The organism is Kitasatospora sp. GP82 (assembly GCF_029892105.1).
Lineage (GTDB): Bacteria > Actinomycetota > Actinomycetes > Streptomycetales > Streptomycetaceae > Kitasatospora.
Genome location: NZ_JARZAJ010000009.1, coordinates 222,859 through 237,491 on the forward strand (window position 1 = coordinate 222,859; position 14,633 = coordinate 237,491).

Sequence of the window (14,633 nt, forward strand, 5' to 3'; positions counted from 1 at the left end):
TGGAACAACGGTTGAGGAGACGCCAATTACCAATCCTCAACTGCCGAAGGCCCCGGGCCGACGGCCCGGGACAGAGCGGTTCGGCTCGCTCGCTGCTACGCCGAGACCACCGCGATGTGCAGCTTGCCGTCGACCACGGCCCAGGAGACGTCGGACGGCGTCCCCGCGGTTCCACTCTCCTGCAGCGGGAAGACGTAGACGCCCTCCGTCGGCACACTGAGATCGCGGAACAGCGGCTTCTTGCTGATCCAGATCCGGTCGTCGCCGTCCCACACCGTCGGGGTGTCGTAGTAGAAGTAGCCATGCGTACGCAGCTCGTCGGCGATGCTCTCGGCCTGCTCCCTCAGCCCGGCGAGCCGCGCCTCGGGTATGGCGTCCGGTCCGGTGCTGAACGCCACGACGTGGTAGACGTTGCTGTCGCCGTAGTCACGCGTGGCAAGGACGCTGGCGCGCGCCACTCCCTTCGTGCTCGCACGGGAGAACAGGTCGTGGTTCTTCTTGGCCCGTCGCCCGAAGAGTCCACCGCCGAGGAGCTCCTTGAGCCCCTCCACGGAATCGAGCTTGCTGGTCAGTCCAGGGTTCTGCGACACGTGTTGTCGCCTTTCCAGTAGTGCTGTTCGTGCAGCATGAGGGCGTCAGGCTACAGAAACCGGACACAAATGCACAGTTGATTCATGAGCGCTTCGGATCCCGGCTTCGACGGGGTGTCAGCAGGGCCGAAGGCCGGGGCTTAGAGTCGCCCCTATGTCCGACACCAGCAACACCCGAGTCATCGACGACGAAGAGAACAAAGAGGACGAACACGACGGAGGCGCGGGCTTCTACGGGTACGTCATGGGTTTCCTCGTCACCGTGGGCCTTGCCGTCGCCCTCAACACCTCGCTCTGGGACGACCAGATAGCAGGCGAGCACCACCACGGCCGGGGCGCCTGGCTGGCGAACCTCATGAACAGGCTGGGCCAGACCACGGTCACCCTCGTCCTGGCCGCCATCGCGCTCCTCATCCTCTTCCTCGCGGTGCGCGAGTTCCGCAAGCTGAAGGCGTTCGCGCAGTAGCGCCCGCCGGGGGCCGGTGCGGCACGCCGAACCCGGAGCGTGGCCGCACCGGTTCACCCGGGGCGCGGGTTGGTCCTCTTCACCAGGCCCTTGAAGTCCGCCGACAGGTAGGCGCTGCCGTACGCGTCCGTGACGTAGACCAGTACGGCGGGCCCCGGGTTGAACGTGTCGTACTGCACGACGACGTACTCCTCGGTCGGGTGCTGGATGCCGAGGGTGGTGGCGGCCTGCTGCAGGAGCCCGGGGAGTGCGTCCCAGTTGACGGACTGGAGGTCCACCGTCCTGTCCTCTGTGCCCATGGTGCCGCCACCCAGTGCACTGTGGGTGGTCTTGCCCTTGCGGTAGTCGAACCGGTCGAAGAGCCTCGGATTCGCCGCGGTCGGAGCGGCTGCGGCTGCGTGGTCCTGGTAGACCTCGAAGCTCGCGACCTGGGTGCCTCCCATCACCGGGCTCATGGCCTGGACCACGGAGCGCACACCCTGCGGGGTGACCAGGCCCGGGCCGGTGTCGGAGGGGGTCGGCGTGGTGCTGCTCGGCGCGAAGTCCTGGAAGCCGTAGTGCATCACGTATGCCACCACGGCGGCGAGCACCGTGCCCATGGCCCAGCTGGACCGGATCGCGTTGCGCCTGGCCTGGAGCCGGACCGGGCGGGGCCGGACCGTCCCAGCCGGTGTCCGGTGCCGCTGCGACGGGCCGCCGGAGGGCGGCGGCAGATCCTCGGGCAGCTCGGGGTGCACGCCGTCCAGCCGCGTCCGGGAGGGCGTGCCGGGCTGCGCGCTCAGCCTCAGGGTTTCCAGCGCGGCGCGCTCGGCCTCGGACACGGCTCCGGCGGCCGACCCGGGCCCCGGCCCGGCCGCTGACTCGGCCGCGGCGAGGAGCCGGTCGAGTTGCTCGGCGTCCGGCCGGGCCGCGGTGTCCCGGACCAGCAGCGCGGAGAGCACGGGGCCGAGCGGTCCGGAGCGCACGGGCGGCGGGACCGGCTCATCGAGCACGGCGGCGAGCGTGGCGAGGCTGGTGGCGCGCCGCAGCGGATGGTGGCCCTCGACGGCGACATAGAGCATCATCCCCAACGACCAGAGGTCCGAGGCGGGGTTGCCCTCCTCGCCGCGGATCCGCTCGGGGGCGATGTACTCGGGTGAGCCGATCAGCGAACCGGTGGTGGTCAGACTGGTCGACTCCCGCAGGGCGGCGATGCCGAAGTCGGTGAGCACCGGCGTGCCGTCGGGGCGCAGCAGGACGTTCCCGGGCTTCACATCGCGGTGCTGGATACCGGCCGCATGAGCGGCGCTCAGCGCGGACAGCACACCTCGGCCGAGCCGGGCCGCCTCGGCCGGCGACATCGGGCCTCGCGCCAGCCGCTCGTGCAGCGAGCCGCCGGTCACCAGCTCCATGACCAGCCAAGGATGCGGGAATTCGGGCAGGTCCACGATGTGATAGATCGTCACCACGTGGGGGTTGTTGAGACGGGCCAGCGAACGGGCCTCGCGAAGCACCCGCTCGCGCAGCACGCGCGCGGCCTTCGGGTCGCCTTCGAGCAGCGCCGGGTCGGGAGGGCGTACCTCCTTCAGTGCGACTTCGCGGTGCAACGCGGTGTCGCGGGCCCGCCACACCAGTCCCATGCCTCCGCCGCCGAGCCGCTCCAGGACTTCGAAGCGACCATCAATGAGCTGGGTGTTCGGCCCCCCTGTGTTCATGGCGGTCATCGTATGGGTCCGGCCCGGTCAGGCCCGCAGGGGGTCTGCCGGCCCTTCAGCGCAACAACCTCAGGCAGCAACTTCAGCATCTCACCATTGTCGGCCCAGCCGCCCACATCACCAGGCGCCGCTGACACCGGCCCAGATGAATGAGACCTCGGTCCGCGCGGCCGGCCTCACGGGCCGCCCGCGCACACCAGTACGGTAGGAACTCCCCCTGAGGGAGGTTCAAGCCTTGTCCCCTGACGGCATGTGGAGCATCGGAGAGCTCGCCGAACACGCGGGCGTCACCGTCAAGACCGTCCGCTTCTACTCCGACCGCGGCCTGCTGCCCGAAACCACCCGCAGTACCGGAGGCCACCGCCGCTACGGTCCCGAAGCCCTCGACCGACTCCACCTGATCCGCTCCCTGCGCACCCTCGACCTGCCCGTCTCGGAGGTGGGCCGGGTCCTCGACCACGAGGACACGCTGGAGGACGTCATCGCGGAGCAACTGCGCGAACTCGGCTCCCAACTGACCGCCCTGCGCTGGCGCGAAGCCGCCCTCCAGCTCCTCCGCGACTCCACCGCTCACGAACGCCCCGACCGACTGCGCCTGATCGGCGCCGTCACCACCCCGCCCGACACGGCCGCGCTGGCCCGCTTCTGGCGGCGCACGCTACCCGCACGACTTCCGGCCCGGCTGGCCTCGATGGTCCTCGACGCGGCTGTTCCGCAGCTCCCCGCCGATCCGACCCCGGCCCAGGTACTGGCCTTCGCCCGGCTGCACGCCATCGCCACAGCTCCGTGCCCTGCCACCAATCCGCGCCGGCCCGACGAGGACTACCGCCCGGCGGTGCTCTACGACGGTCTCGGCGAGGCGTACGCGCTGGCCTCGATGGACCTGCGGGCACAGCGGCCACCGCACGAAGGCGAGGCACTCGACTGCTTCGTCTCCGCCCACGCCCACTCACGCGGCACGCGGGACACCCCCGCCTTCCGCCGCCGGCTCGCCGGCCTGCTCGCCCGGAGCGCCGATCCCGTCATCATCCGCTACTGGCAACTCGCCGCCGAACTGTCCGGCCCGGCGGAGCCGACCGCCGGCGCTGCCCACTACTGGCTCTGCGTCGCCCTGAAGGCCCAGATCGCCCGTCCAGCCCCTGTTCCGGGCGGCCCCACCCAATAGCCGTGGTTGGCGAATCTCCGCTGCGGAGGGGCAGTCCGGGTCGGACAGGCTGCCCCAACCACCACGCCATCACGGCGGTCGGCGTTGCCGGCTGCGGGGCTGTGGCGTTGCCGGCGAGACGCCGGGTGGGCCGGTCCTGATGGGAGACTTCAGCCTCCCATCAGGACGCGTCGAACAGGGCGCTCACCGATTCGCCGTTGTGGATGCGTCGGACCGCCTCGGCCAGCGCCGGCGCGATCGAGAGGATCCGCAGTTTGTCGGTGCGGTCCTCGGCGGGGATCGGGACGGTGTTGGTGCAGATGATCTCCAGCACGTCGGGCTGGTCGGACAGGCGCTTGAGCGCACCGGCGGTGAACAGCCCGTGCGTGCAGGCGATGCGAACGGATTGGGCGCCCAACTCGCGGAGACGGTCCAGGAGTTCCAGAACGGTGCTGCCCTTGGCTATCTCGTCGTCCAGGACGATGACGTCGCGGTCGGCGACCTCACCGATGACGGAGCTGATGGTGACCCGGTCATCGGCGAAGCGTTGCTTGGCGCCTGCGGCCACCTGCACGCCCAGCAGCCGGGCGAAGGCCGCGGCCTCCTTGGCGTTGCCCAGATCCGGCGAGACGACGGTCGTCCGGGACAGGTCGTAGCGGCGGAAGTGCTCGGCCAGTTCGCGCAGTGCGTGCAGGTGGTCGACCGGGACGGAGAAGAACCCGTGCACCTGCGGCGAGTGCAGGGTCACGGCCAGTACCCGGCCGGCACCGGCGGTTGCCAGCAGGTCGGCCACCAGGCGCCCGCCTATCGAGATCCGTGGAGCGTCCTTCTTGTCCGAGCGGGCGTAGGCATAGTGCGGCATCACCACGGTGATGCGACCCGCCGACGCGCCCCGCGCGGCGTCGCACATCAGCAGCAGCTCGACGAGGTTCTCCTGCACGGGTGTGACCAGCGGCTGGATCAGGAAGACGTCGCGCTCACGGCAGTTGGCCTGCAGCTGGACTTCCAGGCAGTCGTTCGCGAATCGGTCGACCCGCACCGGGCTGAGCGGCACTCCCAGCTGAGCGCAGACCTCCGCCGCCAACTCGGGGTGGGCACTACCGCTGAACACGGCGATGTCTCGCACGAACCGCTCCTCACGTGATCAACCTGGGATGCCAGCCACATGCTACTGGCTCAGGAACAAGCGGCCTGACATGCCATCACGTCATGGCGGGCGATGATCCGAGGGTGAGCACGGTGACGCGGGTCAGCCGGCTGCCGCCCTGGGGCGGGGTGCGGCCGCGGCGCCCAGCAGGAAGAGCACGGCCCCGCAGACCTGGACGACGGCCAGGCCCATGAACGTCCGCGCGATGCCCGCGGACTCCACTGCGGTGCCGACCGCGGCCAGGCCCAGGGTGCCGCCGGAGAGCGCGCTGGCCGCGATCACGGTGAGGGTGGAGGAGCGCAGCGGCGCCGGGATCGCGGCGGTGCGCACCGCGACCATCGGAGCGTTCGACAGGCCGTTCAACAGGCCCACCACGGCGAGGAAGACCGCCAGCGAGAGGGGCCCGAGCGGAAGCAGCAGCGTCAGGAAGACGATGCCCTGGCCGACGCGGCCGAGGACGGCCAGGCGCAGATTGGACAGCCTGTGCAGCGCGGGCCCGACCAGGAAGGTGCCCAGCAGCGCGCCACCGCCGAAGGCACCCAGCAGGACACCGGACAGGGCCGACGAGCCGTGCCGGAGCAGCACGAAGACCGGGATCAGGGCGAACAGGGCCTGCCAGGCGCCCTCGCCGAGGATCTGGGCCACCGTCCACCGGCCGAGCAACTTGTCCTTGACCAGTACGGCCAGGCTGTCGCGCAGCCGGCCGCGGCGTGGCGCGACCGCGATGGCGAGGTCGCGCGGCAGGCCCCAGCGGAGCAGCAGCGCGGAGGCCATGAAGCTGAGCGCGTCCAGGAACAGCACGGCCGGGGCCCCCATCACCGCGATCAGCAGTCCGGCGGTCGGCGGACCGAGCAGGATGGTGAGGCGGGTGGCGCCCTGGAGGCGCGCGTTGGCCTTGCTGAGCAGCGTCTCGTCGTCCCCGACGAGGGCGGGCAGGATGGCCTGCTGGCTGGCCACGTACGGGGCGAAGAAGGAGCCGATCGCGAAGAGCAGCACCATGAACACCGGCATGCTGAGCAGACCGGCCGCGTGCAGGAGCGGCACCAGGGCGACCAGCGGTGCGCGGGCGGTGTCGGAGAACAGCAGCACCTTCCTGGGGCCCAGGCGTCCCGCCAGGGTCGCGCCCAGCAGCCCGAACACCGCGACGGCGACCATCTGAGCCGCCATCACCCGGCTCATCGCGGCGGGCGACCCGGTGCTCTGCAGGGCGAACCACGGCAGCGCGACGGCGCTCAACTGGGATCCCGTCATCGACAGCACTTCCGCGCACAGCAGGGTTCGTAGCGTGCCCAGGCGGCCGGCTGCGGCCGCCTGGGCCGGTGGAGCGGCGGGAGTCGTCGATCCCATGTCATCCCTTTCGGTTGGTGGAGTGCCGATGCCCGAGCCCCTCCCGGCCCGTGCCGCGCGACCCGAGGAGGTCTCGGGTGCGGCACGGGCCGGGAGGGGACGCCGTCATCGTCGGAGACGCTGTGCCTGCAGAGCGGCGGCGGTCCTGGACCGGGCAGCCCGGTCGCGCATGTCGACCCGGGAAGCGCTCCGGGAGCCGTCCGGCTTCGCCCGGGTGCCCGTCTGCGGGCGGTCGGCGAGTGCGTCCGCCAGTGCCGCGACCGTCGGATGCTCGAACAGCTGCGAGATCGGCAGGTCCCGCTCCAGCGCGGCGGTCAGCCGGCTGTGCAGCTTCGCCAGGAGCAGCGAGTTGCCGCCGAGGTCGTAGAAGTTGTCGTGGGCGCCGACCTCGGCCAGGCCCAGCACCTGTGACCACACCTCGGCGATCCGCTGCGCCAGACCCGCGCTGGGCGCCACCCAGGCGGTGGGGGCCGCCAGGTCCTCCCGCTGCGGCTGGGGCAGCCTGGCCTCGTCGACCTTGCCGTTGGGCTTCAGCGGGAGTGCGTCCAGCCAGACCACGGCCTCGGGGACCATGAAGGCGGGCAGCCTGGAGTGCAGCCGGCGGGTCAACTCGGCGGTTGCCGGGCGCGGTTCCGTTCCCGCGACCAGGTAGGCCGCCAGGGCCGGGGAGCGCCTCGGGTCCGCCTGGACCAGGGCCTGGACCACTTCGGGCTGTTCCAGCAGGGCGGTCTCGATCTCGCCAGGTTCGATCCGGTAGCCACGGATCTTCACCTGCCGGTCGGCACGGCCGAGGTACTCCAGCGTCCCGTCGGTCAGCCGTCGGCCGAGGTCGCCGGTGCGGTAGACCACCCCGGGCTCGCCGTCCGGTCCGGTGGGGCCGAAGCGCTCAGCGGTGAGCTCCGGACGGCGCCAGTAGCCCGCGGCCACCAGAGCGCCGCCCAGGCAGATCTCGCCCACCACACCGGCCGGGCAGCGCCGGCCCTCGGAGTCGAGGACCAGGGCCTCGACGCCCGCGAGGGGCCGGCCCAGCCGGTTCAGCGGGCCCTCACCGTCGGCGGCCAGTTCGTGGTGCAGCGCCAACACCGTGTTCTCGGTGGGGCCGTAGACGTTGCGCACCCGGTACGGGAGGCCGGCCGGCGGCCACTGGGTGAAGGCCGCGCCACCCACCAGCAGGTGCCGCAGGTGACGGGGGGCGGGGCTGCCGGCGCTCCACATCGCCTCGGCGAGCGGTGTCATCACCAGGCAGGACGTGATCCGCTGCTCGTCCAGCCAGCCCGGAAGCTCCGGGACGACCATCGGACCCTCCAGGGGGACCAGGCAGGCTCCCGAACCGAGGGCCGACCAGATGTCCCACTGCGAGGCGTCGAAGCCGGGGCTGAGCACCTGGGCGATCCGGTCGTCCGGTCCCAGACCGAAGGACTCGCGTCCCCACAGCACGAGTTGGCCGAGCCCGCGGTGGCGGACGGCGACCCCCTTGGGCTCGCCGGTGGTGCCGGAGGTGTAGATGACGTAGGCCGTGGACTCGGGGGCCGGAGCGCGCAGCGGTACCGGGGATCCGGTGGCACCCGCATCGTCGGCTTCGTGCCCGGCGACCCCGAGCACCGTCCGGCCCGTGCCGCCGAGCCTTTCGCTGACCGACGGGTCGTCGGTCAGCACGGCGCAGGCGTCCAGGTCGTCCAGGATGAAGTCGACCCGGGCCGAGGGATGCCCCGGCTCGATCGGGCAGAACGCCGCCCCGGCCTGCCAGGCGGCCAGCATCGCGACCGGCAGCTCCGCGCCGCGTCCCAGCATCAGCGCGACCACGGGGTCGGTGCCGCGCAGGTGCGGGCGGATCCGGTCGGCGAGCGCGGTGGCCCGCTCGGCCAGGCGGCGGTAGCCGAGCACACCGTCCGCCGTCTCCACCGCCGGTGCGTCGGGCTGCTCCGCGCACCAGCGGGCCACCAGCTCGGGCACCGTGGTGACGGGCGACGCGGCCGGCCCCTGCTCCGCCGCGCGCAGCGGTGCGAGGTCGGTGCCGATCAGGTCCAGCTCGCCGATCGGGACGTGCAGTCGGTCGGGCAGCGTGCTCAGCACCCGACCGAGCAGCGCGGCGAACTGGGCAGCGTCGGCCGGCCGGTAGCGGTCGCCGCGGTAGGTCAGCACTCCGCTCATCGCGCCGTCCTTGACGGTGAGGACCACCGTCAGACCGAGCTTGCCGATGAATCCAGCGCCTTGCCGGTCGAAGGCGAACGGGGTCAGTGGACGGCCCGCGAGGGTGGGCGGCTCGGCTCCGGCGGTCTCCAGGCTCAGCTGGACATCGGCGTACGGGGTGCGCCTTGGCCGACGGGCCGGGTTGAGGCGGTCCACGATGTCCTCGAAGGGCGCGCCGCGGTGTTCGTAGGCGCCCAGCAACTCGGCGCGCATCGCGTGCAGCAGGTCGAGCACCGTCGCGCCCTCGGCGGGACGCGAGCGCAGTGCCACCGTGTCCAGGCACGGGCCCAGCAGATCGGCGAACTCCGGGGCGTCGCGGTGGGCGAGCGGCCCCGCGAACACCACGTCGTCCTGACCGGTCCAGCGGTGCAGCAGAGCGGCCAGGGCGGTGGCGGCCGTCAGGTACGGGGTGAAGCCGTGCTCCTGTTGCAGCGGACGCCAGCGCTCCAGCAGGCCGTCGGCCAGCGGGATCGGCACGGCGCCGTTGGGTCCGCTCTTGCGGGGCGTGGGGAAGTCCAGGTAGGGCGGTGCCCCGGCCAGGTGGTCGGCCCAGTAGGCGAGGTCGTCCGCCCGCCCGGCACTGTCCCGCCGGCCCTCCTGGGCCGCGACGTAGTCCCGGTACTGGACCCGCCCGCCAGGGGCGATCACGACCGGCTCCGGCAGACCGGCTCCGGTCACCTGTACCGACCGGACCGGCTCGTCGGAGGAGTGAGCCGGCAGCCCGAGGCCGTCCAGCTGCCGGTCCAGCAGCTCGGGCAGCCCGGCGAGCAGTCGGCCGAAGGCCTCGGCCAGCATGCGGACGTCCTCGGCAGCGAACCGATCGCCCCGGTAGGAGAACGCTCCGGACAGCAGGCCGTCCTGCTCGGAGAGGGTCACGGTCAGCGCGAACTTGGTCTCCTGCTCCCAGAAGGAGTCGAAGAACAGCGGGGTCAACTCGCCGCCGCCGAGCACGGTGCGGCGACCGCTCAGCAGGTTCATGTTCAGCGCGACATCCGCGTAGGGCGTACGGCCGGGGCGCCGCTCGGGCTGCAGCCGCTCCACCAGCTCGTCGAACGGGGCGCTGCGGTGCTCGAAGGCGTCCAGCACCTCGGACCGCATCGCCTGCAGCAGCTCCCGCAGGGTGGTGTCCTCGGCGGGGCGAGAGCGCAGCACCGTCAAGTCCAGGCACGGGCCGAGCAGTTCGGCGAAGCGGCCGCGGTCGCGGGTGGAGACGGGCACACCGAAGGTGACGTCCGGACGGCCGGTCCAGCGGTGCAGCAGGACGGCCAGCGCCGTGGCGGCCGCCATGAACCAGGACACGCCCTGCTCGGCCTGCAGCCGGCGCAGCCGCGTCATGGTGTCCGCGGGCAGTGGGATGGCCACCGCGCCGTTGGGCCCGGCCGCTGCGGGCTCGGGCAGCCGGGCGTACGCCGGGGCTCCGGCGAGCCGGTCCGTGGCATGAGCGATGTCGGCGGCCCGTCGGGCGCTGCTCCGCTCGGCCTCCTGGTCCGCCACGAAGTCGCGGTACTGGACGGCGGGCGGCTCGGCCGTCCGGCCCTGCGCCGCCGCGTTCCAGGACCGCTCCAACTCGCGCAGCAGCACCGGGACCGACTCGCCGTCGACCACCAGGTGGTGCAGGCAGAGCATCAGGACGCGGCCCGTGCCGCCGGTGTCGGCCAGGGCCACCCGCAGCAGCCTGCCCGAGGCCGGATCGAAGGGGCGGCGCGCGGCCTGGTCGAGCCAGGCCCGCAGCCCGGCGTCGGGCGAGGCGGCGGCCCGCAGGTCGAGCAGCTCGATCTCGGGGATCCAGGCCTCGCCGACCAGCTGGCGCAGTCGGTCCCGGTGCTCCACGAAGCTGGTGCGCAGGACCTCCTGACGCCGGATCAGATCGTCCAGCGCCCGGCGCAGCAGCCCGGCGTCCAGGCCCTCGTGGGCCCGCCAGGCGAGCACCACGTTGTAACGCGCGTCGTCGGGGGCGGCGCGCTCCGCCAGCCAGATGCGTTCCTGGAAGCCGGAGGCCGGCAGCAGATCACCGGTCGGCTCCCGGCCGACGGTGGCGCCGGTCTCGGGGACCCGGCCGCCCTGGCCGTCGACCAGGTCGGCGAAGTCCTGCAGACGGGGGCACTCGAAGAGGGTCCGCAGCGGCAGGGTGGGGCCGAAGTCACGGGCGATCCGGCTCAGCAGCCGCACGGCCAGCAGGGAGTGCCCGCCGAGGGCGAAGAACGAGTCCTCCGCGCCGACCGAGGGGACGGCCAGCAGCTCGGCCCACATCACGGCCAGGGCCCGTGCCGTCGGCGTGCGCGGCTCGCTCGTCCCGGCGCTCTCCAGCGGCACGCCGGCGGCGCGCAGGGCCGCCGTGTCCAGCTTGCCGTTGACGGTCAGCCGGATCGCCGCCACCGTGCGGAACTGGGCGGGGATCATGTACTGGGGCAGCTTGGCGCCCAGATGCAGACGCAGCTGCGCCCCGGTCGGCGGCTCGCCCACGGGCTGCAGGTAGGCGATGAGCCGGTCGTCCTCGACCAGCACCGTAGCCTCTGCCACGGCCGGGTGCTCGCGCAGGCAGGACTGGATCTCGCCGAGCTCGATCCGGTAGCCGCGCAGCTGGACCTGGGAGTCACTGCGGCCCAGGTACTCCAGGGAGCCGTCAGCGCGGTAGCGGGCCAGGTCGCCGCTGCGGAACAGGGTGCCCTCGCCGAACGGATCGGGCACGAAGCGCTCGGCGGTCAGTTCGGGACGCTCCAGATAGCCGCCGGCGACGCCCGCGCCGCCGACCATGATCTCGCCGACCGCACCCACCGGCAGCAGCCGCCCGCGGGCGCGCGGGTCGACCAGGTGGACGGTGGTGGTCGGGATCGGTGTGCCGATCACACTGCGGTCGGCGTCGGCGTCCGCCCGGGTGACGGTCCGTACGGTCACGTGCACGGTGGTCTCGGTGATCCCGTACATGTTGACCAGGCGGACCTGCGGTCGGCACTCCAGCCAACCGCCGAGCATGGCCGGCTGGAGCTGCTCCCCACCGAAGATCACGTAGCGCAGGTGGTCGAGCAGGGCGGGGGCCTCCTCCTCGACCGCGAGCAGCTGCCGGAAGGCGCTGGGGGTCTGGTTGAGCACGGTGACCCGCTCACGCTGGATCAGCTCCCAGAACTGCCGTGCGTCGCGCGCCTGGTCCTCGGGGACGACGACGACCCGGCCGCCGTGGGCCAGCCCGCAGAACAGCTCCCACACGGAGAAGTCGAAGGCGTACGAGTGGAACATCGTCCAGACGTCGGCGGGGCCGAAGCTGAACGGGAAGCGGTCGTTGCGGATCAGCCGGACGGCGTTGCGATGGCTGACCACGACGCCCTTGGGGCGGCCTGTGGTACCGGAGGTGTAGATGCAGTAGGCGGGCGAGTCGGGGCCGGTCTCGGGCAGCACCGCACCCTCGGCGTCCGGAGCCGCCGCGAGCTGTTCGGGCGTCACCACGCTTCCCTTGAAACCGAGTCGACCCGCAGACTCCGCGTCGGCTGCCACCGCCCAGCGGGTGCCGGAGTCGGCGAGGATGAACGCCTGGCGCTCGGGCGGCACCGTCGGGTCGATCGGCAGATACGCCGCCCCGGCCAGCAGCACCGCCAGCATCGCCTCGGCCTGCACCAGCCCCCGGGGCAGCAGCAGGGCCACCAGCTCGCCCGGCCGGACACCGCGCGCCACCAGGGCGCGGGCCAGCAGCTCGGCGCGCGACTGCAGTTCGGCGTAGCTGCGGCGCTCTCCCTCGCAGGACAGGGCCACCGCCCGAGGCCGTGCCCCGGCCTGCTCGCGCACCAGCGCGTGCAGCGTGGTCTGCGGGTAGTCCGCCTCGGTGGCGTTCCACACCGCCAGCTGGGTATGCCTCTCCTGCTCGGTCAGCGGATCGGCCACCCCGACCGGCCGGTCCGGCGCGGCCAGCAACTGCTCGAGCAGCCGCACGTAGTGCTCGGCCATCAGCTCGATCTGCGACTCGTCGAAGTACAGGCCGTTGAAGACCAGCCGCCCGTCCAGCGCGGCGCCGTCAGGGCGCAGGAAGAGCGTCAGGTCGTACTTGCCGTAGCCGCTGCCCTCCTCGACCAGGACGGCGCGGGCGCCGTCGGGGCAGCTCAGCGTGCGCGGTCCGGCCGCGTAGCAGAAGAAGACGTCGAACAGGGCGGTCCTGCTCATGTCCTTGTCGGGGTCGACCAGCGCCACCAGCTCGTCGAAGGGCGCCAGCGGGTGACTGCGGGCGAGACCGAGGGCCTGGCCCGCCTCGGCGGCCACCTCCCGGAAGGAGGCCGAGACCGCGGCGCGCAGACGCAGCGGCAGCAGGTTCGCCAACGGCCCGACGACCGCGTCGTGCCCGTCCCGGCGGCCGGTGTCGGCGACGCCGAGCACCATCTCCTCCTGGCCGGAGTACCAGCTCAGCAGGACGGTGAACGCGGCGAGCAGCACCTCCTCCTGGCTCAGCCCCTGCTCCTGGGCGAACCGGGCGAGCGGCAGGGTGGCGGGCAGGCGCAGCGGTACGGACTGCTCCTGGTAGATGTGCACCGCCTCGCGGGGGCGGCGCTCGGGCAGCCGCAGCGGGTCGATCTCGCCGCTCAACTCCTGGGCACGCGCCGCGAGATCGCGCTGCTTGCGGTCCTGCGGGATGGCATCGAGCCACTGGCGGTAGCCGGGCGCGTCGGCCGAAGGAGCGTCGGGAGCGGCCAGCAGCTGTTCGGCGACGACGGTCAGCGAGATCCGGTCCACCACCGCCTGGTGGCCGACCAGGGCGAGCCACGCCCCGCCGTCGGCGGACGGCTGGACGGCCAGGCGCAGCAGCGGCTCGACGGCCAGCTCGAAGGGCTCGGCAGCCCAGTCGCGCAGGGCCGCCGGGACGGTGTCGGCGTCGGCGGGGACCTGCTCGAACCACCGGGGTGCCACCCGGGCCTCGGCGCTGACGCGCTGGGCGATCCGGCCGTCGACGAGGACCAGGTTGGTCCGCAGCGCCTCATGGGCCAGCTCCACCCGGGTCACGGCCTCGCGCAGCAGCGCGGGGTCGGGCGCCCGGTCGAGCCGGACGTACAGCGGCAGGTTGTGGTAGACGGGCGAACCCTCGTAGACCACACCTCGCTCGAAGTGGTCGATGAAGCCCATCCGGCCCTGGTGCGCGGAGGCCGGGTGGACCGCCCCGGCGGTGGGCTCGGTGAGCAGGGGCTGCGTGGCGGGCCGTGTCTGCGGGGTCTGCGGGGACGCCTCGGCCGGGCTGACGGCGGCGTAGCAGTCGGCGAGTTCGCGCAGGAAGACCCCGGCCGACTCGCCGTCCCACACCAGGTGGTGCAGGCAGACGAACAGCACCTGGTCGTCCTCGCCCAGCTGGGCCAGAGCCGCCGTCAGCAGCTGCCCGGAGGCGGGGTCGAACTCGTGGTGCGCCAGACGGTTCAGCCGATCCTGCAGCACCTCGTCCCGGTCGTCGCGGTCCCGCAGGTCGAGGAAGTCCGGCTGCGGGGACCACGGCTCATCGACGATTTGCCGCAGGCGGCCGTCGCGCTCCACGAAGGAGGTGCGCAGGATCTCGTGCCGGGACACCAGCAGCGCCAGCGCGCGGGCGAGTGTTGCGGTCTCCAACCCGCCGGGTATGCGCCAGGCAAGCGGCACGTTGTAGGCGGCGGTACCCGGCTCCAGCCGCTCGGCCAGCCAGATCCGCTCCTGGAAGCCGGAGGCGGGGAACGACTGCGGCTCCACGTCCGGCACGGCTGCGGCGTGGTCGTCGGGCTCCGGCGCGGCCGTGGTGGCACTGTCGGTGGGGTGGGGGGTGCGGAGTCGGTCGAGGTGGGTGGCGAGGTCGTCGAGTCGGGGGTGTTCGAAGATGGCGCGTACGGGGGTGTCGATGCCGAGGCGCTGGCAGATGGTGTCGGCGAGTTCGGCGGCGAGGAGGGAGTGGCCGCCGAGTTCGAAGAAGGAGTCATCGGGGGTGATGGTGTCGGTGCCGAGGACGTCCTGCCACAGCTCGATCAGCGCGGCCGTGGTGGCACTGTCGGTGGGGTGGGGGGTGCGGAGTCGGTCGAGGTGGGTGGCGAGGTCGTCGAGTCGGGGGTGTTCGAAGATGGCG

The 14,633-nt window shown here is 72.6% G+C and carries 7 protein-coding genes; 2 read left to right on the forward strand and 5 right to left on the reverse strand.

The window, feature by feature from the left end:
* Positions 1–95: 95 nt before the first annotated feature.
* Complete coding sequence (locus tag P3T39_RS12150) at positions 96–590, reverse strand: hypothetical protein (RefSeq protein WP_280697499.1); 495 nt, start codon at positions 588–590, stop codon at positions 96–98.
* A gap of 154 nt (positions 591–744) precedes the next feature.
* Here P3T39_RS12150 and P3T39_RS12155 point away from each other — a divergent pair, with 154 nt between their 5' ends.
* Positions 745–1,056, forward strand: a complete 312-nt coding sequence (locus P3T39_RS12155) for a hypothetical protein (protein ID WP_280697500.1) — start codon at positions 745–747, stop codon at positions 1,054–1,056.
* Between the two features lie 53 nt (positions 1,057–1,109).
* Here P3T39_RS12155 and P3T39_RS12160 read toward each other — a convergent pair whose 3' ends face one another.
* Positions 1,110–2,750, reverse strand: coding sequence for a serine/threonine-protein kinase (locus tag P3T39_RS12160; protein WP_280697501.1), 1,641 nt, complete (start codon positions 2,748–2,750; stop codon positions 1,110–1,112).
* A 250-nt stretch (positions 2,751–3,000) separates the two neighbouring features.
* Here P3T39_RS12160 and P3T39_RS12165 point away from each other — a divergent pair, with 250 nt between their 5' ends.
* Positions 3,001–3,915 carry a MerR family transcriptional regulator gene (locus P3T39_RS12165; RefSeq protein WP_280697502.1) on the forward strand — a complete coding sequence of 305 codons (915 nt, stop codon included), beginning with the start codon at positions 3,001–3,003 and terminating at the stop codon, positions 3,913–3,915.
* A gap of 160 nt (positions 3,916–4,075) precedes the next feature.
* On the opposite strand, the gene P3T39_RS12170 is transcribed toward P3T39_RS12165, so the two are convergent.
* The 3 genes from P3T39_RS12170 to P3T39_RS12180 all read right to left on the reverse strand — a co-directional run.
* Positions 4,076–5,020 (reverse strand): ribose-phosphate pyrophosphokinase, encoded by a 945-nt coding sequence (locus P3T39_RS12170; RefSeq protein WP_280697503.1) that lies wholly within the window; start codon positions 5,018–5,020, stop codon positions 4,076–4,078.
* Between the two features lie 123 nt (positions 5,021–5,143).
* Entirely contained in the window at positions 5,144–6,388 is a 1,245-nt protein-coding gene (locus tag P3T39_RS12175; RefSeq protein ID WP_280697504.1) for an MFS transporter, read from the reverse strand.
* Positions 6,389–6,493: 105 nt separating this feature from the next.
* Positions 6,494–14,633: non-ribosomal peptide synthetase (locus P3T39_RS12180; RefSeq protein ID WP_280697505.1), on the reverse strand; the 8,140-nt coding region annotated here is incomplete at its 5' end.